At 61.9% G+C, this 23,719-nt stretch carries 11 protein-coding genes; 7 read left to right on the top strand and 4 right to left on the bottom strand.

Features of this window, described 5'->3' with window-relative positions:
• The first annotated feature begins 58 nt into the window (after window positions 1-58).
• The 5 genes from treP (at window position 59) to FJD34_RS26450 (ending at window position 7,518) form a co-directional block, all read left to right on the top strand.
• Complete coding sequence (treP, locus tag FJD34_RS26430) at window positions 59-1,501, top strand: PTS system trehalose-specific EIIBC component (protein WP_032858277.1); 1,443 nt, start codon at window positions 59-61, stop codon at window positions 1,499-1,501.
• A 64-nt stretch (window positions 1,502-1,565) separates the two neighbouring features.
• Complete coding sequence (gene treC, locus FJD34_RS26435) at window positions 1,566-3,212, top strand: alpha,alpha-phosphotrehalase (RefSeq protein WP_090290552.1); 1,647 nt, start codon at window positions 1,566-1,568, stop codon at window positions 3,210-3,212.
• 150 nt (window positions 3,213-3,362) lie between these two features.
• Window positions 3,363-4,583 carry a maltoporin gene (locus FJD34_RS26440; protein ID WP_090290553.1) on the top strand — a complete coding sequence of 407 codons (1,221 nt, stop codon included), beginning with the start codon at window positions 3,363-3,365 and terminating at the stop codon, window positions 4,581-4,583.
• 116 nt (window positions 4,584-4,699) lie between these two features.
• Window positions 4,700-7,231: a phosphoenolpyruvate--protein phosphotransferase gene (ptsP, locus tag FJD34_RS26445; RefSeq protein ID WP_090290554.1), complete on the top strand. Its 2,532-nt coding sequence runs from the start codon at window positions 4,700-4,702 to the stop codon at window positions 7,229-7,231.
• A 2-nt stretch (window positions 7,232-7,233) separates the two neighbouring features.
• Window positions 7,234-7,518: a PTS transporter subunit EIIB gene (locus FJD34_RS26450; RefSeq protein WP_032858272.1), complete on the top strand. Its 285-nt coding sequence runs from the start codon at window positions 7,234-7,236 to the stop codon at window positions 7,516-7,518.
• A gap of 55 nt (window positions 7,519-7,573) precedes the next feature.
• Here the strand turns inward: FJD34_RS26450 and mltF are convergent, their stop codons facing one another.
• Window positions 7,574-9,034: a membrane-bound lytic murein transglycosylase MltF gene (mltF, locus tag FJD34_RS26455; RefSeq protein ID WP_032858270.1), complete on the bottom strand. Its 1,461-nt coding sequence runs from the start codon at window positions 9,032-9,034 to the stop codon at window positions 7,574-7,576.
• 287 nt (window positions 9,035-9,321) lie between these two features.
• Between mltF and purL the strand changes: the two genes are divergently transcribed.
• Together purL and FJD34_RS26465 are read left to right on the top strand one after the other, a co-directional pair.
• Window positions 9,322-13,218 (top strand): phosphoribosylformylglycinamidine synthase, encoded by a 3,897-nt coding sequence (gene purL, locus FJD34_RS26460; RefSeq protein WP_032858269.1) that lies wholly within the window; start codon window positions 9,322-9,324, stop codon window positions 13,216-13,218.
• A gap of 4 nt (window positions 13,219-13,222) precedes the next feature.
• On the top strand, window positions 13,223-13,534 hold the full coding sequence (locus tag FJD34_RS26465) for a YqfO family protein (protein ID WP_090290555.1): 312 nt from the start codon (window positions 13,223-13,225) through the stop codon (window positions 13,532-13,534).
• A 94-nt stretch (window positions 13,535-13,628) separates the two neighbouring features.
• Here FJD34_RS26465 and FJD34_RS26470 read toward each other — a convergent pair whose 3' ends face one another.
• The 3 genes from FJD34_RS26470 to ptsP (FJD34_RS26480) form a co-directional block, all read right to left on the bottom strand.
• Entirely contained in the window at window positions 13,629-19,358 is a 5,730-nt protein-coding gene (locus FJD34_RS26470) for a membrane-targeted effector domain-containing toxin (RefSeq protein ID WP_090290556.1), read from the bottom strand.
• A gap of 81 nt (window positions 19,359-19,439) precedes the next feature.
• Window positions 19,440-21,146 carry an N-acetylglucosamine-specific PTS transporter subunit IIBC gene (gene nagE / locus FJD34_RS26475; RefSeq protein ID WP_090290557.1) on the bottom strand — a complete coding sequence of 569 codons (1,707 nt, stop codon included), beginning with the start codon at window positions 21,144-21,146 and terminating at the stop codon, window positions 19,440-19,442.
• A gap of 26 nt (window positions 21,147-21,172) precedes the next feature.
• A complete protein-coding gene (gene ptsP / locus FJD34_RS26480) occupies window positions 21,173-23,686 on the bottom strand; it encodes a phosphoenolpyruvate--protein phosphotransferase (RefSeq protein WP_090290558.1) in 2,514 nt (837 codons plus the stop codon).
• Between the last annotated feature and the right edge of the window lie 33 nt (window positions 23,687-23,719).

Consider the following 23,719-nt stretch of genomic DNA (forward strand, 5'->3'; position numbering starts at 1 on the left):
GAGTACTTTTGCCCTCGGCATGCTGCCAATAACAAGAATCTAAAGTGGAAGAACAAGCATGAGCCACGATTACCCCAACATCGCCCGCGAGATTCTGCAGAACCTCGGTGGCAGCGACAACCTTGAGCAAGCGGCCCACTGCGTGACGCGCCTGCGCCTGGCCCTCAAGGACCCGAGCCTGGTCAACGCCAGTGCGCTGAACCAGGTCGATCTGGTCAAGGGCTCGTTCTTTACCGGCGGCCTGTTCCAGATTGTCATCGGCCCTGGCGAGGTGGAAAAGGTCTACGCCGCCCTGCGCGAACAGACCGGCCTCGGCGTCTCGACCATCGCCGACGTGAAGAAAGCCGGTGGCGACAAGACCAACCCCATGCAACGCCTGGTGCGGGTGTTCTCCGATGTGTTCATGCCGATCCTGCCGGCGCTGATCATTGCCGGCCTGTTGATGGGTGTGAACAACCTGATGGGCGCCAAGGGCATGTTCATCGAGGGCCAGACGCTGCTGGAGGCCTATCCGAACCTGGATGGTCTGTGGAGCCTGATCAACCTGATGGCCAACACGTCGTTTGTGTTCTTGCCGGCGTTGGTGGGCTGGTCGGCGGCCAAGCGCTTTGGTGGCAGTGAAATCCTCGGCATCGTGCTCGGCCTGATGCTGGTGCACCCAGACTTGCTCAACGCCTGGAACTACGGCAAGGCCGTGGCCGGGCTCGACGGCCAGAGCCTGCCGTACTTCGATATTCTGGGCTGGTTCCAGATCGAGAAGGTTGGCTACCAGGGCCAGATCCTGCCGATCCTGATGGCCGCCTACGTCATGAGCGTGATTGAAAAATGGCTGCGGGCGCGGGTGCCGAACGCCATCCAATTGCTGGTCGTGCCGATCACCACCATCGTCGTCACCGGGGTACTGGCGCTGGCGATCATCGGCCCGGTGACTCGTCACCTCGGCATCCTGATCACCGAAGGCGTGGTCACGCTGTTTGACCTGGCGCCGATGGTTGGCGGGGCGATTTTCGGCCTGTTGTATGCACCGCTGGTGATCACCGGCATGCACCACATGTTCCTCGCCGTGGACCTGCAACTGATCTCCACCCAGGGCGGTACGTTTATCTGGCCGATGATCGTCATGTCCAACCTGGCGCAGGGCAGCGCGGCCCTCGGTGTGTTCTACATGAGCCGCAATGCGCGGGATAAAAGCATGGCCTCGACCTCGGCGGTTTCCGCCTATTTCGGCATCACTGAGCCGGCCATGTTTGGGGTGAACCTGCGCTTCAAGTTTCCGTTCTATGCCGCGTTGCTGGGCTCGGCCCTGGGCAGCATTTTCCTCTCGCTGAACAAGGTCCAGGCCTCGGCCATCGGTGTGGGTGGCTTGCCTGGGTTTATCTCGATCATCCCGCAGTACATCCCGATGTTTGTGATCGGCATGGCGGTGGCGATTGTGGTGCCGTTTGTCTTGACCTGTGGGTTGAGCATGAAGATTGTCCGGCCGGGTTATCGCGTCGCCTGATCGATCGCTTTCGCGAGCAAGTCCGCTCCCACATTTGATCGCATTCCAAGTTGAAGGAGTCCCCATGCAAGACTGGCAACACTCGGTGATCTACCAGATCTACCCCAAAAGCTTCCACAGCCACGCGGGTAACGCCACCGGTGACCTGTTGGGCATCGTGGACAAACTCGACTACCTCCAGTGGCTGGGCGTCGACTGCCTGTGGATCACCCCGTTCCTGCGCTCGCCCCAGCGTGACAACGGCTACGACATCAGTGACTACTACGCCATCGATCCCAGCTACGGGACCATGGCCGACTGCGACCTGCTGATCCGCGAAGCGGCCAAGCGCGGCATCAAGCTGATGCTGGACATTGTGGTCAACCACACCTCCATCGAGCACGAATGGTTCCAGCAGGCGCGCAGCAGCCTCGATAACCCGTACCGCGACTTCTACATCTGGCGCGACCAGCCGAACAACTGGGAATCCAAGTTCGGCGGTTCGGCCTGGGAATACGAGGCACAGACCGGCCAGTACTTCCTGCACCTGTTCGACCACACCCAGGCCGATCTCAATTGGGACAACCCCAAGGTGCGTGCCGAGGTCTACAAACTCATGCGCTTTTGGCGTGACAAAGGCGTCGGCGGTTTCCGCCTGGACGTGATCAACCTGATCTCCAAGCCGGCGGATTTCCCCGAAGACCGCAGTGACGGTCGCCGTTTCTACACCGACGGCCCCAACGTGCATGAGTACTTGCAGGAAATGCACCGCGAGGTGTTCGAAGGCCACGACCTGATTAACGTCGGCGAGATGTCGTCCACCAGCCTGGAACACTGCATTCGCTACTCTCGCCCGGAGTCGAAAGAGCTGTCGATGACCTTCAACTTTCATCACCTGAAGGTCGATTACCCGAACCTGCAAAAGTGGGTGCGCGCCGACTTTGACTTTCAGCAACTCAAGCAAATTCTCTCTGACTGGCAGTTGGGCATGCAGGCCGGCGGCGGCTGGAATGCGCTGTTCTGGTGTAACCACGATCAGCCACGGGTGGTCTCGCGGTTTGGCGATGACGGCGAGCACCGCGTGGCCTCGGCCAAGATGCTCGCCACCGCGTTGCACTTTCTCCAGGGCACGCCGTTTGTGTACCAGGGCGAAGAGCTGGGGATGACCAATCCGGGCTTCGACACCATCGAGCAGTACCGCGATGTGGAGACCTTGAACATCTATCGCCTCAAGCGCGATGCCGGTGAGTCCGAGGCGTCGAGCATGGCCGCGATCATGCAGAAATCCCGCGACAACGGCCGCACGCCGATGCAGTGGAACAGCCAGGCCAATGCCGGTTTCAGCAGCGCTGAGCCGTGGATCGGCATCCCGGCCAATGCGGCGCAGATCAATGTCCAGAGCCAACTGGATGACCCGGATTCGGTGTTGCATCACTACCGTGCGCTGATCGCCTTGCGGCGCCTTGAACCGCTGATCCAAGCGGGCGTTTACCGCCAGTTGCTGCAGGATCACCACAAGGTCTGGGTGTATCTGCGCGAAGGCCATGGCGAGCGCCTGCTGGTGCTGAACAACTTCTATGGCCAGCCCTGCGAAATCCTGCTGCCTAGAAACGTGATCAGTGCGGCGAGCGCGCAACGCCTGTTGATCAGCAACTACCCCGACTGCCCGGTGCGCACAGACACGCTCACGTTGCGCCCTTACGAATCGTTTGTGCTGCACCTGACCGACTGACATTCCCCTTTTTGTAGGAGCGAGCTTGCTCGCGAAAAATTTCAAAGCGCCGCGTGCATCCGGAATGCCCGCGTCATCGTTGACGATTTTCGCGAGCAAGCTCGCTCCTACAGAATCGCGTTACAAACAATAAGAAAAAAGGAGCGCTTCATGAAAACAACAATAAAACTGGGTCTCGTCGCATCTTGTCTAAGCGTACCGTTTGCCGCACACGCCCTGGAGTTCGCGGGCTACCTGCGCAGCGGCGCCGGCACCTCGACCGGCAGTGGCCCGCAGCAATGTTTCCAATTGCCGGGAGCCCAATCCAAATACCGCCTGGGCAACGAATGCGAACAATACGCCGAGCTGGAGTTGCGCCAGGACCTGTTCACCCTCGACGACGGCTCGGTGCTCAGCGTCGATGCCATGGCTTCGTTGTACAACAAGTACGACCGCGAGCTGAAGTTCCAGGGCGAGAACAACGGTTCGGCGCGCATGCCGCAGATGTATGCCCAGTGGTCGAACATGCCCAGCCTCAATGGCGGCTCGTTGTGGGCCGGGCGGCGCTACTACAAACGTAATGACATTCATATTTCCGACTTCTACTACTGGAACCAGAGCGCCACCGGCGGCGGTATCGAGGACGTGTTGATTGGCGACCTGAAATACAGCTATGCCCTGTCGCGCAAGGACAACCTGTACCAGAAGGAATACGCCACTCGGCATGACTTCAATGTGGCGGGCTTCAAGACCAACCCCGGCGGCGAGCTGGAACTGGGCCTGAGTTACATCGAACAGGCCGGTGGCCGCGACACCCACAGCGGCTGGGCGCTGACCGCCCAGCATGTACAAAAACCGTTCCTTGGCGGCAAGAACAGGTTCGCCCTGCAGTACGGTGAAGGGCCGGGTACCGGCCTGGGTTACACCGGCAATACGGCGCTGGAACGCAGCAGCAAAAGCTACCGCGCAGTGGAGTTTTTCGACTGGCAAGTGACGCCGCGTTTTGGTGGCCAGGTCGAGGCGGTGTACCAAAAAGACGTGCGTCCCGGCAGCCAGGATCAGACCTGGATGTCCATCGGTGTGCGCCCGGCGTATGCCCTCAGCGAACAGTTCAAGCTGGTCACCGAACTGGGCCACGATCAGGTGGATGCCACGGGTGGCACGCGCAAACTCAGCAAATTTACCTTCGCTCCGACCTGGTCGCCCAAAGGCCCGGATTTCTGGGCGCGGCCGGAAGTGCGGTTGTACTACACCTATGCGACCTGGAACGAAGCGGCCAAGCGTGCGGCCAATGAACTGGCGGCGGGCTCGGCGCTGTCCGACAGCGGCTCCTATGGCACTGCGCGGCATGGCTCCAACTTCGGTGTGCAGGTCGAATACTGGTGGAAGTAATCCCTCGGTCGTACGCGGATTGAATGTGGGAGGCGTGCTCCCACATTTGGATATTCGTCACCCCGGAATTTGCATCCGCCCCATGATTTTTACAGAACCAAACAGCAGGTGATGTCATGACCACAACTCAACCCCTGGAACTGCTGGCGCCCCTGGCCGGCGTGCTGTTGCCCCTGGACCAGGTGCCGGATCCGGTGTTCTCCAGCCGCCTGATTGGCGACGGCGTGTGTATCGATCCCACTTCGCAGACCCTCTGCGCGCCGCTGGCCGGGGTGATCAGCAATGTCCAGGACAGTGGTCATGCGGTCAGTATCACGGACGACAACGGTGTGCAGGTGCTGATGCATATCGGCCTGGATACCGTGAACCTGGCGGGCAAGGGCTTCACCCGTCTGGTCGAGGAAGGCCAGCGGGTTGAGGCAGGCCAGCCATTGATTGAATTCGATGCCGATTTCATCGCGCTCAATGCCCGCAGTTTGTTGACCTTGATGCTGGTGGTCAGCGGCGAGCCCTTTGTGCTGCTGGCGGAGGACCGCGGACTGGTTGAGGCCGGGCAACCATTGCTGCGTGTGACGCCGGTCACACGCGCTGCTGATGACGATGATGAAGAGGGCGACGCCCTGTTCTCCAAGCCCTTGACGCTGCCCAATGCCAACGGCTTGCATGCCCGCCCGGCGGCGGTACTGGCGCAGGCGGCCAAGGGGTTCAAGGCGAGCATCTGCCTGCACAAGCAAACCCAGAGCGCCAACGCCAAGTCCCTGGTGGCGATCATGGCGTTGCAGACGGTGCAGGGCGATACCCTGCAAGTCAGCGCGGCGGGGCAGGATGCGGCGGCGGCGATCCAGGCATTGGTTGCGCTGTTGCTGGAGGGGTGTGGTGAAACCGTTATGGTGGTGACCGAGGTGGCCGCGCCGCTCGCGCCGTCATCGTCGGCGACCGTGTTGCGCGGTGTGTGTGCGTCGCCCGGTTCGGCGTTTGGCCTGGTGGTGCAAGTGGCTGAGCCGCAGCTGAGTATCCCCGAATTCGGTGGCGCAGAGCAGGTCGAGCGCGCCCTGCTGGAGCGTGGCCTGCGCGCTGCAACCGAGGCGCTGAAAACCCTGCAAGCCAAGGCCGATGGCAGTGCCCAGGCCGAGATCTTCCGGGCCCATCAGGAGTTGCTCGAAGACCCGACCCTGCTCGAACAAGCCCACGACCTGCTCGCCACAGGCAAGAGCGCCGCCTTTGCCTGGAACAGCGCCACGGTGGCCACTGCCGAACTGTTCCAGGGCCTGGGCAATGCTTTGCTCGCCGAGCGCGCGGCGGACCTGGCCGATGTCGGCCAGCGCGTATTGAAACTGATCCTGGGCGTCCAGGACACTACATGGGACCTGCCTGAACGCGCGATCCTGATTGCCGAACAACTGACACCTTCGCAAACCGCCAGCCTGGATACGCGCAAGGTCCTGGGGTTTGTCACCGTCGGTGGCGGTGCCACCAGCCACGTGGCGATCCTTGCCCGTGCCCTGGGCCTGCCGGCCGTCTGTGGGGCGCCGGCACAGGTATTGACGCTGGCCAACGGCAAACAGGTGCTGCTCGATGCCGACAAAGGCGAGCTGCACCTGGCGCCGAACCTGGCCGAGATCGAACAACTGGAAGCCGCGCGCAAACAGCACGTGCTGCGCCGTCAGCGTGACGTGGCGCAGGCTGCCTTGCCGGCGACCACCCGCGACGGTCATCACGTCGAAGTCACCGCTAACGTTGCCTCGTTGCAGGAAGTGGAGCAGTCCCTGACCCTCGGCGGTGAAGGCGTCGGCCTGCTGCGTTCAGAGTTTCTCTACCTGGAGCGCAACCGCGCGCCCAGTCCCGAGGAGCAGGCTGGCACCTACAGCGCCATTGCCCGCGCCCTGGGCCCTGAACGTAATCTGGTGGTGCGCACCCTCGATGTGGGGGGCGACAAGCCGCTGGCTTATGTACCGATGGACGCCGAGACCAATCCGTTTCTCGGCCTGCGCGGGATTCGCCTGTGCCTGGAGCGCCCGCAATTGCTGCGTGAACAGTTGCGGGCGATCCTCGCCAGTGCCGGTTTGGCGCGGCTGCATATCATGTTGCCGATGGTCAGCCTGCTGTCGGAACTGCGCCAGGCCCGCAGGATCCTGGAAGAGGAGGCGGCGACCCTGGGGCTTGCCGAGCTGCCGAAGCTGGGCATCATGATCGAGGTGCCGTCAGCGGCGTTGATGGCGGATGTGTTCGCGCCCCATGTGGATTTTTTCTCCATCGGCACCAATGACCTGACCCAATACACCCTGGCCATGGACCGCGACCACCCGCGCCTGGCCAGCCAGGCCGACAGCTTTCACCCGGCGGTGCTGCGCCTGATCGCCACCACGGTCAAGGCCGCCCATGCCCATGGCAAGTGGGTGGGCGTATGCGGTGCGCTGGCGTCTGAAACCCTGGCGGTGCCGATGTTGATCGGGCTCGGAGTCGACGAGTTGTCTGTCAGCGTGCCGCTGATCCCGAGCATCAAGGCCACGGTGCGTGACCTGGACCTGGCCGACTGCCAACTGATCGCCCATCAGGTGTTGAACCTGGAAGAGGCCGCCCAAGTGCGCGAGGCCCTGAGCCAGTACCACGCAGCGACCGTCGAAACCTCATTGGTTGTGGAGAACTGAACATGTTCGAGAAATTGCAGCGGGCGTTCTGGAAAGCCCTGACCCCGGATCTGGTCGCCGAAACGGTGCTTGCCGAGCCGGCGGCTGATGCGTTGTTGGCGCCGGCGGTGCTGAGTGCACTGGGTGGGGCGAATAATCTCAAGTCACAACAGCGGGTGGCATTGACGCGGATCCGCGTGCAGTTACAGGACCCGGCACGGGTGGATGAGGCGGCACTGAAGGCGGCAGGGGTTGCGGCGGTGATGATATTGACGGGCGGTGTGGTGCATCTGATCACTGGCCAATAAGACACCGCTGATCAAAAGTGTGGGAGCGGGCTTTGTGGTGTTTGGAGGGTTGAGGTTACAACTGCGGGCTATCTTCGGCAGGCTTGGTCTTGTCCACACCCGGCACATGCAGGTTGCCTTCCACCACCTGGTTGCCCTCCAGCTGCGGCTGGGTCACCCAGGTCAGGATGTCGTAGTAGCGCCGGATGTTGGCCACGAAGTGCACCGGCTCGCCGCCCCGGGCGTAGCCGTAGCGGGTCTTGCTGTACCACTGCTTCTGCGACAGGCGCGGCAGCATTTTCTTCACGTCCAGCCATTTGTTCGGGTTCAGGCCTTCCTTTTGCGCCAGCTTGCGCGCGTCATCCAGGTGCCCTCCGCCGACGTTGTAGGCCGCCAGGGCAAACCAGGTGCGATCAGGTTCAAGGATCTTGTCGTCCAGTTCGCTTTTGATCATCGCCAGGTACTTGGCGCCGCCCTTGATGCTCTGCCGGGCGTCCAGGCGGTTGGACACGCCCATCGCCTGGGCGGTGTTCTGGGTCAGCATCATCAGGCCGCGCACGCCGGTCTTGGAAGTGACCGTCGGTTGCCACAGCGATTCCTGATAACCAATGGCTGCCAATAGCCGCCAATCGACTTTCTCTTCCTTGGCCGAGGTCTTGAAGAACTTCTCGTACTTGGGCAGGCGCTGCTGCAAGTGCTGGGCAAAGGTGTAGGCGCCGACGTAGCCCAGTACATCGACATGCCCGTAGTAACGATCCTTGAGGCGTTGCAGGGTGCCGTTCTTCTCGACCTTGTCGAGGTAGCTGTTGACCTCGTTGAGCAGGCTGTTGTCCTCACCCGCAGCCACGGCCCAGCTCTGGTTGCTGGCGTCGCCCAGGTCGAAGGCGACCCGTACGTTGGGGAAGTACACCTGGTTCATCGCCACTTCATTGGAGTCGACCAGGGTCAGGTCGATTTGCCCCTCGTCGACCATGCGCAGCAGGTCGACTACTTCAACGGCGTCGGACTCTTCGTATTCAATCGCAGGATTCTGCTTTTTCAGCTCGGCCAGTTGCTCGGCGTGGGTACTGCCCTTGAGCACCATGATCTTCTTGCCCACCAGGTCGGCGGCGTTAGTGGGGCGGGACTGGCCGTTGCGGTAGATGATCTGCGGGGTGACTTCCAGATACGCATGGGAGAAGCGCACCTGTTGTTTGCGCTGTTCGCTGCTGACCAGGCCGGCGGCGGCCAGGACCGGGCCGTTGGGTTTGCCCAACTGGCCGAACAGGTCGTCGAGGTTGTCGGCGGTCTCGATTTCAAGCTTCACCCCCAGGTCGTCGGCAAAGCGCTTGACCAGTTCGTATTCGAAACCGGTTTCGCCGTTGCGGTCCTGGAAATAGGTGGCCGGACTGTTTCGGGTAACCACCCGCAATACGCCATCCTCCTTGATTCGCTCAAGCGTGCTGGGCTTATCAACACAGGCGCTGAGCATCAGGAAGAGTCCGGTGGCGATGAGCCATTTGGCGCATCGCGGGCGCAAAGCAGTTGGGGAGAACATCTGCGCAGTATACGCAAACGGCCCACGGCGCCATATATCGACAGCATGGGAGTTGTCTGCTAGCGCTGGCGAAACTGTGCTGCAGCCCGCAGAAACGTGGCCTGGGGCGCAATTATGACGGTTAAAATAACTGCGTCGGTAGCGCTGGAAAACGTCGCGATACCGTGCAATCTGTGCCAACTGACGTTCGGCAGCGGCCAGTCGTACCGTTTCGGGTGCCGTTGGCAGCGGTTTACGCTAGAATGCACGGCCTCAAAGCACACCCCCTTCCCGAGGCTGTCCCGAAGATGTTGATCCTGCGCGGCGCTCCTGCCCTTTCTGCCTTTCGCCACAGCAAACTCCTTGAGCAACTGAGCCAGAAGGTTCCAGCTGTTACAGGCCTGTACGCTGAATTTGCTCACTTCGCCGACGTCAACGGCGTTTTGACCGCCGACGAACAGCAAGTGCTGGCACGCCTTCTGAAGTACGGTCCCAGCGTTCCTGTTCAAGAGCCGACTGGCCGCTTGTTCCTGGTTCTGCCACGGTTCGGCACCATCTCGCCCTGGTCGAGCAAGGCCAGCGATATCGCCCGCAACTGCGGCCTGTCGAGCATCCAGCGCCTGGAGCGCGGCATTGCCTTCTACGTGGCTGGCCAGTTCAGCGATGCCGAAGCCGAGCTGATCGCCAGCAGCCTGCATGACCGCATGACCCAGATCATCGTCAGCCAGCTGGAACAGGCTGCCGGCCTGTTCAGCCACGCCGAGCCCAAGCCGCTCACCGCGATTGACGTGCTGGGCGGTGGCCGCGCCGCCCTTGAGAAGGCCAACACCGAACTGGGCCTGGCCCTGGCCGAAGACGAGATCGACTACCTGGTCAACGCCTTCACTGGCCTTGCGCGCAACCCGCATGACATCGAACTGATGATGTTTGCCCAGGCCAACTCCGAGCACTGCCGTCACAAGATCTTCAACGCCAGTTGGGATATCGACGGCCAGAGCCAGGAAAAAAGCCTGTTCGGCATGATCAAGAACACCTACGTGATGCACAGCGAAGGCGTTCTGTCGGCTTACAAGGACAACGCCTCGGTGATTGTCGGCAGCGTCGCCGGCCGTTTCTTCCCGGACCCTGAGACCCGCCAGTACGGCGCGGTGCAGGAGCCGGTGCATATCTTGATGAAGGTCGAGACTCACAACCACCCGACCGCGATTGCCCCGTTCCCAGGCGCAGCCACCGGTTCCGGTGGCGAAATCCGCGACGAAGGTGCTACCGGCCGTGGCGCCAAGCCCAAGGCGGGCCTGACCGGCTTCACCGTGTCCAACCTGCAGATCCCGGGCTTCGAACAGCCATGGGAAGTGCCGTACGGCAAGCCTGAGCGCATTGTTACCGCACTCGACATCATGATCGAAGGCCCGCTGGGCGGCGCCGCGTTCAACAACGAATTCGGGCGTCCGGCGCTGACCGGTTATTTCCGTACCTTCGAACAGTCCATCACCACCCCCCATGGCGACGAAGTGCGCGGCTACCACAAGCCGATCATGCTGGCCGGCGGCATGGGCAACATCCGTGAAGAACACGTCAAGAAAGGCGAGATCCTGGTCGGCTCCAAGCTGATCGTGCTCGGCGGCCCGGCGATGTTGATTGGCCTGGGCGGCGGCGCGGCTTCCTCCATGGCCACCGGCACCAGCTCGGCCGACCTCGACTTCGCTTCGGTACAGCGCGAAAACCCAGAGATGGAGCGTCGCTGCCAGGAAGTCATCGACCGTTGCTGGCAGTTGGGTGACAAGAACCCGATCAGCTTCATCCACGACGTCGGTGCCGGTGGTTTGTCCAACGCCTTCCCGGAACTGGTTAACGATGGCGACCGTGGTGGCCGTTTCGAGCTGCGCAACATTCCAAACGACGAGCCGGGCATGGCCCCGCACGAAATCTGGAGCAATGAATCCCAGGAACGCTACGTACTGGCCGTTGGCCCGGCGGACTTCGAACGCTTCCAGGCCATCTGCGAGCGCGAGCGCTGCCCGTTCGCGGTGGTCGGCGAAGCCACTGCCGAGCCGCAACTGACGGTCACCGACAGCCACTTCGGCAACAGCCCGGTGGACATGCCTCTGGAAGTGCTGCTGGGCAAAGCCCCGCGCATGCACCGTTCGGCGGTACGTGAAGCCGAGCTGGGCGATGATTTCGACCCAAGCACTCTGGACCTGGCCGATAGCATCGAACGTGTGCTGCATCACCCGGCCGTGGCGAGCAAGAGCTTCCTGATCACCATCGGCGACCGCACCATCACCGGCCTGGTTGCCCGTGACCAGATGGTTGGCCCATGGCAGGTGCCGGTAGCTGACGTTGCCGTGACCGCCACCAGCTTCGACGTGTACACCGGTGAAGCCATGGCCATGGGCGAGCGTACCCCGCTGGCCCTGCTGGACGCCCCGGCGTCGGGCCGCATGGCCATTGGTGAAACCATCACCAACATCGTCGCTTCGCGCATTGGCAAGCTGTCCGACATCAAGCTGTCGGCCAACTGGATGTCTGCCGCCGGTCACCCGGGTGAAGATGCGCGACTGTATGACACCGTCAAGGCGGTGGGCATGGAGCTGTGCCCTGAGTTGGGTATCACCATCCCGGTGGGCAAGGACTCCATGTCCATGGCCACGCGCTGGAACGAAGACGGCACCGACAAGAGCGTCACTTCGCCGCTGTCGCTGATCGTCACCGGTTTTGCACCGGTCACCGATATCCGCCAGACCCTGACCCCGCAACTGCGCATGGACAAGGGCACCACCGACCTGATCCTGGTCGACCTGGGCCGTGGCCAGAACCGCATGGGCGCCTCGATCCTCGCCCAGACCCACGGCAAGCTCGGCAAACAGGCACCGGACGTCGACGACGCCGAAGACCTGAAAGCCTTCTTCGCGGTGATCCAGGGCCTGAATGCCGACGGTCACTTGCTGGCTTACCATGACCGTTCCGACGGTGGCTTGCTGACCAGCGTCGTCGAAATGGCCTTCGCCGGTCACTGCGGCCTGAGCCTGAACCTCGACGGCTTGGCGGAAACGTCTGCCGATATCGCCGCCATCCTGTTCAACGAAGAGTTGGGCGCAGTGATCCAGGTTCGCCAGGACGCTACCCCGGACGTGTTGGCACAGTTCAGCGCCGCCGGCCTGGGCGACTGCGTGGCCGTGGTCGGCCAGCCGATCAACAACGGCGTGATCAACATTGTCTTCAACGGCGATACCGTGTTCGAAGGCCAGCGCCGCCTGTTGCAACGCCAGTGGGCCGAGACCAGCTATCAGATCCAGCGCCTGCGTGATAACGCGGACTGCGCCGAGCAGGAATTCGACGTGATCCTGGAGGAAGACAACCCGGGCCTGAGCACCAAGCTCAGCTTCGACGTCAACCAGGACATCGCCGCGCCTTACATCAAGAAAGGCATTCGCCCACAGGTTGCCGTACTGCGTGAGCAGGGCGTCAACGGCCAGGTGGAAATGGCGGCTGCATTCGACCGCGCCGGCTTCAATGCGATCGACGTGCACATGAGCGATATCCTCGCCGGTCGCGTTGACCTCAACGCGTTCAAAGGCCTGGTGGCCTGCGGTGGCTTCTCCTACGGCGACGTGCTGGGTGCCGGTGAAGGCTGGGCCAAGTCGGCCTTGTTCAACAGCCGTGCCCGCGATGCGTTCCAGGGTTTCTTCGAGCGTAACGACAGCTTCACCCTGGGTGTGTGCAACGGTTGCCAGATGATGTCCAACCTCAGCGAACTGATCCCGGGCAGCGAGTTCTGGCCGCACTTTGTGCGCAACCGTTCCGAGCAGTTCGAAGCCCGTGTAGCCATGGTGCAGGTGCAGGAGTCCAACTCGATCTTCCTGCAGGGCATGGCCGGTTCGCGCATGCCAATCGCCATTGCCCACGGTGAAGGCCATGCCGAGTTCGAAAGCGAAGAAGCACTGCTCGAAGCCGATCTGTCCGGCACCGTGGCCCTGCGTTTCGTCGACAACCATGGCAAGGTCACCGAAAGCTACCCGGCCAACCCGAACGGCTCGCCGCGCGGGATCACCGGCCTGACCAGCCGCGACGGACGCGTGACCATCATGATGCCGCACCCGGAGCGTGTGTTCCGCGCCGTGCAGAACTCGTGGCGCCCGGAAGAGTGGAACGAAGACGGCGCGTGGATGCGCATGTTCCGCAACGCTCGTGTGTGGGTGAACTAAAGCGGTGTACAAGCTCAGCTTCTTTGTGCCCGACAGCCATGTGGAGGCGGTGAAAACCGCCGTCTTCGCAGCCGGCGGCGGGCGCATCGGCGACTACGACAGCTGCGCCTGGCAAGTGCTGGGCCAGGGCCAGTTTCGAGCGTTGGACGGCAGCCAGCCGTTTCTCGGGCAGATTGGCCAGGTTGAAGTGGTTGAGGAGTGGAAGGTCGAGCTGGTGGTGGCCGATGAGTTGATCAAGGCGGTCGTCGTGGCCTTGAAGCTCAGCCACCCCTACGAGACACCGGCGTATGAAGTGTGGCAGTTGGCGGATTTCTGATCGGCTGGCTGTTGAAACAAGAAACCCGCTGGGCCAGGTTGGCCAGCGGGTTTTTTGTTGGCTGTCATGTAGCCAGGATCAAGGTATCAATGGTTCACGGCGCGGGTCTCAACCCCACTTCAGCCTGCAGCGCCTCAATCAGTATGTTTTCGTAGCTGAAACGCTTGCCTTGCATGGGCTCCCAACGGTCGACATAAAACAGGCCGTTGTCGTCGACCTTGATTGGTGTCGACACTATTTCCCCGGTGCGGGAGCGGTGCAACACATTATTCTGTGCCGGTGATGGGCGTTCTATCAGGAACAGGCCTGGGCGATTCAAGCGTGACCGGTCCACCGGGACGAAGGGGGTAAGGGCTTTGATACCGTCAACGCCGGCGTCCAAGATGAAGTCACTGCGCAAGGCTCGCTTATAAGGGCTTACGCCCTCGGCAAATGTTTCCCAGTCACCAGGGCGGATATTCTGGGCCAGCGCAGGCGCCGTGTCCCGGACATGCAGGCTGACAGCACCTTGCAGCTGCACCAGGCCGGGTACTTCCAGATTGGTATTGGTGTGTACGCTGCCGACGAAAGCGACCCACTTGTGAGGCCCATGCGCAGCCTGGTCAGCCTTGATCACCTCAGAGGCGAAGTAGCTGAACATCCGGTTGCGCAACACGTCCGCGTCTCCCGCCCCCTTGATGTTGTAGCTGGCGGTGCAGTCCAGCGCCCGGATACGCAGCCCATGCTTGGCTGCGGTTTGGATGACCTCGGTGTAGGTGTTGCTGCCGGTGTAGTTCGGCATATGGCCTCGGTCCAACTGCCTGAGATAGTGCTTGAGATTGTCGGGCAGCCGTTGGGTACGCAGGAACACATCCAGGTCCGCCTGATGCATATCGGTCAGCAGGTGCTCAACGTACAGGGTCTTGAACTCCAGCTTCTTGAGTTTATTCATGTAGTCGCGCAGCAGTCGCTTGCTGGATTGAGCCCCGTGCCCTTCACCCAACACCAGCCCCGAGAACTCGCTGTGAGCAACGCTCTCCAGCAATGTGTCCGGTGCTTGCGGCGAGCCCAGCACGGAAGGATCGGGCCTTGTCGGTGGCACGTGGCTGTCCAGGTAGGTGTCTGCGTCTTTACTCAGGCGTGTTCTGGCCTCCTGAAAAGCCTGGAACGCTTCATGATGCTCTGGATTCTGTGGGAAGTAGCGGGTGTCCAGGCCATGGCGAGTATCGCTCTGTCGGCTGATGCTGTCCCGGAGCGCGGGGGGAATATCGTACTCACTGAAATGCGTCACGACGTCGGCCGGTGCTGCGCTGGCTGACGCGGCCTGTTCGGGAGCTTTGTACGCAGTGTGCAGGCTCAACCGGTAGTCGCCCCTGGCCGACGGGTCACCCGCGATAGCGCCCGGCGTGTCGATCCAGAGGCCCACGGGTTGGTTCGCGCCCACATCCTCCACGCGCAGTGCGACTGCATCCTGCAAGTCCGCCAGGCCAGGGGTTTGCTCGAATGTCCGCAGGCGCGAGTGATCCACGAGGGCAACCCAGCGTTCATCCTGTTCATTGAGGGCATCGGCCTCGATGGCTTTGTGGGTGTAGAAGTTCCTGATGCTATTGCCCCGTACCGTGGTCGGCGGGGTATCACCCATTTGCAGCGCATCGTCCAGCAGATAGGAGGTAGAGGCGTCCAGAGCCTTGATCTTCACTCCCTTCTCCTGGGCCTTTCGGACCAGCGAGACATAGGAATACTGGGCGTCCTCGGCAAAACCGAGCGCTTTATCGACGGCTCTCAGATGTCGTTCGATGTGCTTCCAGGATTTGCCGCTGTTGAGCTTCTCCAGTTTCAGGCGGAAGACATCGGTGGGCAGGTACTCGATGTAGAGATGCTTGAAGCCTTTGCTGACCAAGGCGTCCATCTGGGTGATTAGCAGTTGTTTACTGGCGATGGAACCCGGTATCGCGCCGATGACCAGGTTCTTGTTCCCGCTGAAGACGTCGCTGGTGATCAACTGCGAAAGAGATGTGCTGGCGTCGAGGGCCGGGGGTTCGGCGCGGGCAGCCAGCGGGGCGAGGCTTTTGAAAAAGTCTTGGGCGTCTACTGTCAGGCGCTCGGCTTGTTGCAGATAAATCGTGCGCAGGGATAGAAGCTCAATGGCGCCAGTTCCCCGTGCGACCTCCTTGGAGCCGAACTCCCATTCAGACCGCAATAGTATTCCTGCCCGCACCTGCGGGTTGAGCGCCAGCTCCATTTTGCCCGCGTACTTTGCCGGTATTTCATAGGGCTTGAGCTGTTCCGGAGTGTCGGGCAGTTTTTCATACTTGGGCGCGCCCCCGGTGATGCCGGTACGACTCCAGACGCCCTGTGCATCGGGGGCGGCCACGCGGGTGGTGGAAACCAGTTTGCCGGTGACCGGATCCAGTCGGTACAGCAAGTAGCGGCCGATTGCATCCGGGGTCTTTTTCGCCCACAGGGCCTCGCCACCGAACAGTACCGCCTGCATGTCCGCTAGCGCCAACAGTTTGGGTTGCAATGGCTGGATCAACTTCAAGGCTTCGCTTGGAACGGCAGCTATCTTGGCCGCTTGACGCAGGGGCGTTTTTGCAAGCTGTTTGAGCGAAACCAAGGCCGGTCGTAGATCGGTGAATACCGCACCGGCGCTGTTGAGCACGTAACCGATCAAGTGCTCGACGGCTGCTCTGGTATCGCCCTGTTGATAGGCGTGCAAGGCCAGCATGCCATCCTTGAACGCCAGCAACATGCCCAGGCTCAGGCTGAGGATGGGGAACGGCGCGGTGGCAATGGCGGTAACCCATTCCACGCAGGTCCACAGGATAGCGGAGACCATTTGGTGGCGATTGACCGTAGTGCCTTCAACATCGTCGATCTTGCGCTGCAGCTTCATGTTGTACAGCGCCTGACGCAGGTCCATGAGTGGCGGCTGGCCGTGAGTCGAGTCATAGCGTGCGGGGCTGGCAGACGTCTTATCCAAGTCCTCGGGCAATTGCGCCTTGGCGTTTTCCAGGAAGGTGCGTACCCGGGTCTGTGACTGGGCACCGACTCGTAGCGTGAAGTAGCCGACCATCCCGGGCGTTTTTTTCAGCAGGTAATTGAATTGCCGTGCCTCACGAAAGCTAATGCCGTCCGGTGCGTTGGGGGTGTAGAGCAGCGTAGGGAAACCGGCGTGACTGAAGAGAAAGCTGTCGATCACCCACTCACCGTCGACCAGTAGTCGATGGATGGCATAGGTGCCGCGCGTGTCGGCGGCGCTATCGCCCATACTGGCGATGCTACGATCCAGCCATTCCCAATCCACCCCGGCGATATACCCTTGTAGGCGGCACTCTAGGGCCGCGCTTTGCATCTGGTACTGGGTAATGCTCAGGGTTGCATTACGCCGTAGCTCATAGCCCGCGCTGCTGGCATTCAGCAGCTGGGTCTTGACTTCGTTGATATAGCGCTGGCCAATCCAGACTCCGGTGACTGAGCGTGCGACCTTTTCAGCGGTCAGTGGTCTCAGGTCAATATCTTTAGGGCCTTTGAAACGTGCAGCCCTGGAGAACTTCTCATCGAGAAAACCCACGCCGTCGGCATAGCCGTCACGGTACAGTTGGGTGTAGGTCAGGGGGGCAGGGGTCCATGAAGCGAGCAGCGCTGGTGGTGAAAAGGCCCAGACGGTATCGGGATCAACATCGTTCTGGCGGCGCCCCAGTAGTTCGTTCAGGCGCTTTTTCGCTTGCTCATGCAGGTAGCTGGAGAAGCTTTGGAAGCGTGCATCGGACAGCGGGAAGTCGTTGTAGGCTTGCAGCGCACCTTCGGCGTTTTCAGATAGTTTCAGCAGTTTCTGGCGGTTGGCGGTACTGGTGGCGCGATACCAGTCCGGCGTGCTGAACGCATAGTCGTCGACCCGTGTCGCCAGCACATGCTGCGACATGGCCTGCAGGCAGTGGGCGTGGCTGCCGATGTTGCCAAACCGGACCTTTTGGTATTCCTGGGCGTGAGGCTTGCCGCTCAGGCCGGTCAATACCTGCTTCATTGCGCCGCGAAAACGCAGGGCGACTCGCTTGATCAGGTAGTCGGTCAGAGTACCCGGGGGGTGTTTCGCGCCATTGTCCAGGCTCCAGCCGAGGATGTGGCTCTGGCAGGCGATCTCACTGTCGAATGCCTGGAACTGCTGTTCCCGAGGTGCTTGTGGCGTACACAGCAGCAGGCGTGTGACTGTGCCACGGGCGTCGCTCTGGCGCAGCACCCACATATCCTGCAGTTGGGCTTCATGCAGTGACAGGGTCGCGGCGCTCAGGCGGGTGTCGGTGCCCTGGCGCAGGTTCTGCACCAACTGGAAGTCACCCTCACTGAGGTGCCCCTGGAGCAGAGCGGTATAGGCCAGCGCGTTGATCCGTTGGTCGAGCATCTGTTCGATCGCTTGGCTGGTTTCGGGCTTTGCATGCATCTGTTGCTGCACCGCCGCGAAGTCGAGGCGCGGTTGCAAGGTGTTGAGCGTTTGCGCCAGCCAGGCCACCGTCAAGTCCTTGTAGGCCTCGGGCAGAGGCGCCTCTTTATAGGTGAGCGTGGTTTTTTTCAGGAAGTCCGAGCCCGTCTGTTCGTCACCTTCGTGCAGCCCGCGCAAGGCCAGGTCGATCAGCGTACGGCGGTGTTCGTACTCGCCGATGGGGGCGACGTAACGGCGAGTGTTGATCACCAGGTGTTCTGGCGCCAGGTCGTGGATATCCAGCTCGTCGCTCAGTCGTTCGAGGACTTGATAGCGGGCCAGGGTTTGTGGCGTGGTGACCGGGCCCAGCAGATCAAGCAGGTTCTCGCGGGCTGCGTTGTACTCCGCCAGGTGGCCGGCGAGCGTGATTCGGCGAGCATCGCTGGCGCTGCGGTACCAGTCTGGGGCGCTATGGCGCAGGTAACGTTCCAGCAGGCGTTGGGCGCGCCACGCCAGGCGTGAAGTCAGGTCGGGCAGCGAGGCCACGATGGCTTGATCCAGTGCGTTGATCAACTTATCCATGGCCTGTTCGGGGTTGCCCACGAGGTTCAGCGCGTGGTCGATGTCTTCGGTGCGCTTGTTGATCAGGGCGTTATAGGTGTGTTCGAACAAAGGCCTGTCGTTGATGGGCGTCAGCTCCAGCGGCCAGATCGCACCGGGTGTGATGTCGTGGTAGCGCACCGGTAACAGTTGCATGAAGGCGTGCCGCTGCGCTGCGTCGTCCATGCCCCGCTGTAAATGCGTATTCAATTGAGGCAGGGAGCCAAAGGCTTCAATCCCACGGGCAGGGGTGAACAGCATGACTTCGCCAACGGCCGGCATGGACGACAGGTCGGTGATCTGCGGGCTGGATTTTTCGGTCAGGACAAAGGCCCCGGCCAGTTCGATGGGCCGCTCCTGATAGCGCAAGGTCAAGGCGTAGAAGCCAGGGCGCAGGGTGCTGCCCAGCGGCACGCGCTCCAGCATGGCTTGCTGGTGTGGGTGCAACAGCCGGTCCTGGGTGCTGAGGGTCGTCTCATTGGCCAGGGCGGTGAAGCCTGCCTCAAAGGTCATGAAGGATTTGCAGGGTTTTCCATCGATTTGCTCGTAGAGGTCGAGCTGTTGCAGGTGTGCGTTGAGCGTGGTCTTGAGCGAAGCCAGCTGTTGGGGCAGGTCACTTTGTTTGAGTGATTGATAAAGAGCCCGGCCCTTGCGCAGGAACTGCTGCCGGTAGTTCGTCAGGATGGCGTTGGTTTTTTCCAGATAAGCCAGTTCGACTGATGGTTTATGTGCGGGCAACAGTGATGCTTTGACGTCGAGCAGGTGATGACCGATCTGATTGAGGTTGCCTTTGATGCCTTCAAAGGCTTGGGTTGATGTGCTCACAAGTACGTTCTCCATGCTGGGGATAAGAACCCGCAGCATGGGGAGTCGCGCCTTTGGCAGGGCAGTAGATAAGTAGCGGCGTCAGGCGCCGGTGCGCACCGTGTTGCGGCTGGCCAGGGCCTTGAGTGCAGTGCTCAAACCCTGTGCCGATTCGCCCACCAGCAGGTGCCAGATACCGTCGTCGAGCTGGCTGATACCCTGGCACCCCAGGGCCTTGAGTTGCTGCTCTGACAGCATCTGGTCATCGGCCAGTTGCAGGCGAATGCGGGTCATGGCTACACAATCCAACAGCAACACATTGTCTGCGCCGCCCAGTGCATTTAGCCATTGCTCGGCGTGTGACGGTGTAACGGTGCTGGCTTGAGGGAGAGGAGCGACGGATGGCGACGCGAGCTGGCTGGATGCAGGCATGGCCAGGCGAATTTCATCGGCAATGCTGTCAGCCATTGGCCCCACCACCACTTGCAAGCTGCCGCCGTTGCCGGGGCGCACCACTGCCATCGCGCCCAGGGCCTTGAGTTCTGCATCCACCGCCTTGCTGCGATCGACCATATCCAGGCGCAGGCGTGTGGTGCAGGCGCCGACGCTGAGCAGGTTGTCGGCACCGCCCAGGGCACGGATGTAGGCGGTAGCGCGCTGGTTGTCGGTCATGGCTTCGGCCTGCGCCACCTGGATATCTTCACGGCCAGGGGTTTTCAGGTTGAAGCGACGGATGCAATAGTTGAACACGCTGTAGTAGATCACCGCGTAAGCCAGGCCCACCGGGAAGACCAGCCAACCATTGGTGGACTTGCCCCAGCCCAGCACCATGTCGATGAACCCACCGGAGAAGGTAAAGCCCAGGTGGATATTCAGCAGGTTGGTGACGGCCATCGACAACCCGGTGAGTAGCGCATGTAGCAGGTACAGGAACGGTGCGAGGAACATGAAGGCGAATTCGATCGGCTCGGTGACCCCGGTGAGGAATGAGGTCAGGGCCATCGACAGGAAGATCCCGCCCATGATCTTGCGCCGCTCTGGCAGGGCGTTGCGGTACATCGCCAGGCACGCGGCGGGCAGGCCGAACAGCATCACCGGGAACATGCCGGTCATGAACTGGCCGCCTTTGGGGTCGCCGGCAAAGTAGCGGGTCAGGTCGCCCGTGACCACCGCGCCGGTGACCGGGTCGGTGAAGCTGCCGAATACAAACCAGGCCATGTTGTTGAGGATATGGTGCAGGCCGGTGACGATCAGCAAGCGGTTGAACACGCCGAACACAAAGGCGCCGAGGCTGCCGCTTTCCATCAGCAACACGCCGAAGCTATTGATGCCGTGTTGGATCGGTGGCCAGATCAGCCCGAAAATCACCCCCAGGCCCACCGCCGAGAACCCGGTGACAATCGGCACAAACCGCCGCCCGCCGAAGAACGCCAGGTACTCCGGCAGCTTGATGTCCTTGAAGCGGTTGTACAGCGCGCCGGCCATCAGACCGCTGACGATCCCGGCCAGCATGCCCATGTTGATGGTGCTGTCCATCACCTTGAGCGTGGAGACCATCACCAGGTAACCGATGGCTCCGGCAAGGCCGGCCGTGCCGTTGTTGTCGCGGGCAAAACCCACGGCGATGCCGATGGCGAAGATCAGCGCCAGGTTGGCGAAGATCGCTTGCCCGGCATCGTGCATCACCGCGATGTTCAGCAGGTCAGTGTCACCCAGGCGCAGCAGCAGGCCGGCAATCGGCAGGATCGCGATGGGTAGCATCAGCGCACGGCCCAGGCGTTGCAGGCCTTCGATAAACAGTTGGTACATGGCGAGTCTCCTTTTTCTTGTTGTTGTCAGCTCAACGGCCAATGGTGGTGACAGGCTTGGCGAACGGCCCTGGCGCTGCTCAGGTTGAGCAATTCCTGGCTCCGTTGCCGGCATTGCGCGGCGTCCAGATGGCGCACGCGATCCTTGATTTCGGCAATTTGTGGCGGGCTCACGGACAGCTCGCGCACCCCCAGGCCAACCAGCACGGGGGTGGCCAGCGGGTCGGAGGCTAGGGCGCCACACACACCGACCCACCGGCCATGCTTCGCCGCGCCTGCGCAGGTCTGGGCAATCAGGCGCAACAGCGCCGGGTGCAAGGCATCGACCCGGGCGGCCAGGCCGGCGTGGTCACGGTCCATGGCCAGGGTGTATTGCGACAGGTCATTGGTGCCGATGGACAAAAAGTCCGCATGTTCGGCCAGTTGTTCGGCCATCAGCGCGGCGGCCGGCACTTCGATCATCACCCCCAGTTCCGGGCGTTGGGCCAGTTCCAGTTCAGCGCACAGTTCATCCAGGCGCTGGCGGATGTGCAGCAATTCGTCGACTTCGCTGACCATCGGCAACAGGATCCGGCAGCGGGCCAGCGGGCTGACTTGCAGGAGTGCGCGCAGTTGCTGGTCGAGCAGTTCCGGGCGCACCTGGGCCATGCGGATACCGCGCAGGCCCAGCACCGGATTGGCCTCGGCGGGCAGTGGCAGATAATCGAGTTGCTTATCGCCGCCGACGTCGATGGTGCGGATGATCACGGACTTGTCGCCCATGGCATCCAGCACGCCCTGATAGGCCAGGCGTTGTTCCTGTTCATCGGGCGCGGTGTGGCGGTCAACGAACAGGAATTCGGTACGCAGCAGGCCAACGCCGTCGGCGCCGTTTGCAAAGGCAAGCTGTGCTTCGCTGCTGGAAGCCACATTGGCGGCGACTTCGACACCCACGCCGTCGAGGGTCTGGGCCGGCGTCCGGGCCAGGGTCTGTTGCTGCTGGCGCTTGAGTTTTTGCGCATCGCGGATCTGATGGACTTCGGCGTGTCGTGCCTCGTCAGGGTGCAGTTCGAGGCGGCCATTGGCAGCGTCCAGCACCACCCGTTGGCCTTGCGGTACATCCAGCACTTCGCCGCCCAATGCCACTACGCACGGCAAACCTTTGCCCCGGGCCAGGATCGCCACGTGGGAGGTGGCGCCGCCTTCGGCCATGCAGATACCGGCCACGTCTTGCGCGCTCAGTTGCAGCAGGTCCGAGGGAGTCAATTCATGGGCGACGACAATGGCGCCTGCTGGCAATTCGAAATGCCAGGCCTCGCCCAGCAATGCGCGCAGTACTCGTTGCTGCAAATCCCGCAGGTCGTTGGCGCGCTCGGCAAACAAGGGTTTGCCCAAGCCCAGCAACACCGCGCATTGGGCCTGGATTGCATTGCGCCAGGCATGGGTGGCGGCGCTGCCTTGTTCGATGGCGCCAGTGGCGGCGTCCAGTAGTGTCGGGTCTTCCAGCAGGGCCAGATGGGCGGCGAAGATCTCTTCTTCCTCGACGGCCTTGCGCTGGCGGGCGTGCTCCAGGGTGTTGCGGATTTCGCCGCGTACCTGTTCCAGGGCGCTGTCCAGGTGTTGCAATTGTTCATCACGCACGTGGTTGCCCGGGTCTTGCGGCAACTCGATGGTGTTGAGCCGCAACAGCGGCCCGCAGACCAGGCCAGGAGCGGCGCAGACGCCCTGCAATACGCCGGCTTCGCGGTTGACCGGGCGCGCCGTGACGATCACCGGGGCATGCACTGCTTCGTGGGGGGCGACGGATAACGCTGCGAGCAGTGCCTGCAACGCTGCGTCACAATCCTTGCCCAGGCAGGTGACCTGTACCTCGTCCTGCTCACCGATGCCCAGGCCCATCAACCCGATCAGGCTGTCGCACGACGCTGATTTGCCGGCGAAATGCAGCTGCGACTGGCTGCTGAAACCTTGGGCGGTCTTGCGGATCAGGGCGGCGGGGCGTGCATGCAGGCCGCCGCTATGGGTGATGCGCACGCTGGCGCTGGCATGCGCCTGGGAGGTGTCGGCCACCGCGGCCTGCACGACGCCCGCCTGACGCGCGACGATGCGTAGCAATGCCTCGCCGACCTTCACTGTATTCAACGCCACCGGGCGCACTTCGAACTGGTCGCCATTGGTCAGGATGATCAAGCTGATCAGGCTTTTGCACTGGCGGGCGATGCGGTCCAGGTCAAAGCGCACCAGGGCTTGCCCGTTGCTCACCCGCGTACCTTCCTTGACCAGCAAGGCAAAGCCTTCGCCTTGCAGTTGGACGGTGTCGATGCCCACGTGCAGCAGCACCTCGGCGCCATTGTCGGCGCGGATGGTCAGGGCGTGGCCGGTACGGGCAACATGGATCACCACGCCAGTGCACGGCGCATGCAGGCAGTCGTTGAGGGGGTCGATGGCAATCCCGTCGCCCATGGCGCCGCTGGCGAACACTTCATCTGGAACGTTGCCCAGGGTCAGCACCGGTCCGCTAAGGGGGGCGCTGAGGGTGAGGTCATTGTTATTGTTGGACATGGGCACGGTACTCATCAGGAAAACGCGGCAATC

Origin of the sequence: Pseudomonas brenneri (genome assembly GCF_007858285.1) — a bacterium.
In the GTDB taxonomy this organism is placed as follows: Bacteria; Pseudomonadota; Gammaproteobacteria; order Pseudomonadales; family Pseudomonadaceae; genus Aquipseudomonas; species Aquipseudomonas brenneri.

Coding starts and splice junctions, on each gene's coding strand:
- treP (WP_032858277.1), top strand. CDS start 59: ATGAGCCACGATTACCCCAACATCGCCCGCGAGATTCTGCAGAACCTC.
- ptsP (WP_090290554.1), top strand. CDS start 4,700: ATGACCACAACTCAACCCCTGGAACTGCTGGCGCCCCTGGCCGGCGTG.
- mltF (WP_032858270.1), bottom strand. CDS start 9,034: ATGTTCTCCCCAACTGCTTTGCGCCCGCGATGCGCCAAATGGCTCATC.
- nagE (WP_090290557.1), bottom strand. CDS start 21,146: ATGTACCAACTGTTTATCGAAGGCCTGCAACGCCTGGGCCGTGCGCTG.
- ptsP (WP_090290558.1), bottom strand. CDS start 23,686: ATGTCCAACAATAACAATGACCTCACCCTCAGCGCCCCCCTTAGCGGA.
- FJD34_RS26450 (WP_032858272.1), top strand. CDS start 7,234: ATGTTCGAGAAATTGCAGCGGGCGTTCTGGAAAGCCCTGACCCCGGAT.
- treC (WP_090290552.1), top strand. CDS start 1,566: ATGCAAGACTGGCAACACTCGGTGATCTACCAGATCTACCCCAAAAGC.
- purL (WP_032858269.1), top strand. CDS start 9,322: ATGTTGATCCTGCGCGGCGCTCCTGCCCTTTCTGCCTTTCGCCACAGC.
- FJD34_RS26440 (WP_090290553.1), top strand. CDS start 3,363: ATGAAAACAACAATAAAACTGGGTCTCGTCGCATCTTGTCTAAGCGTA.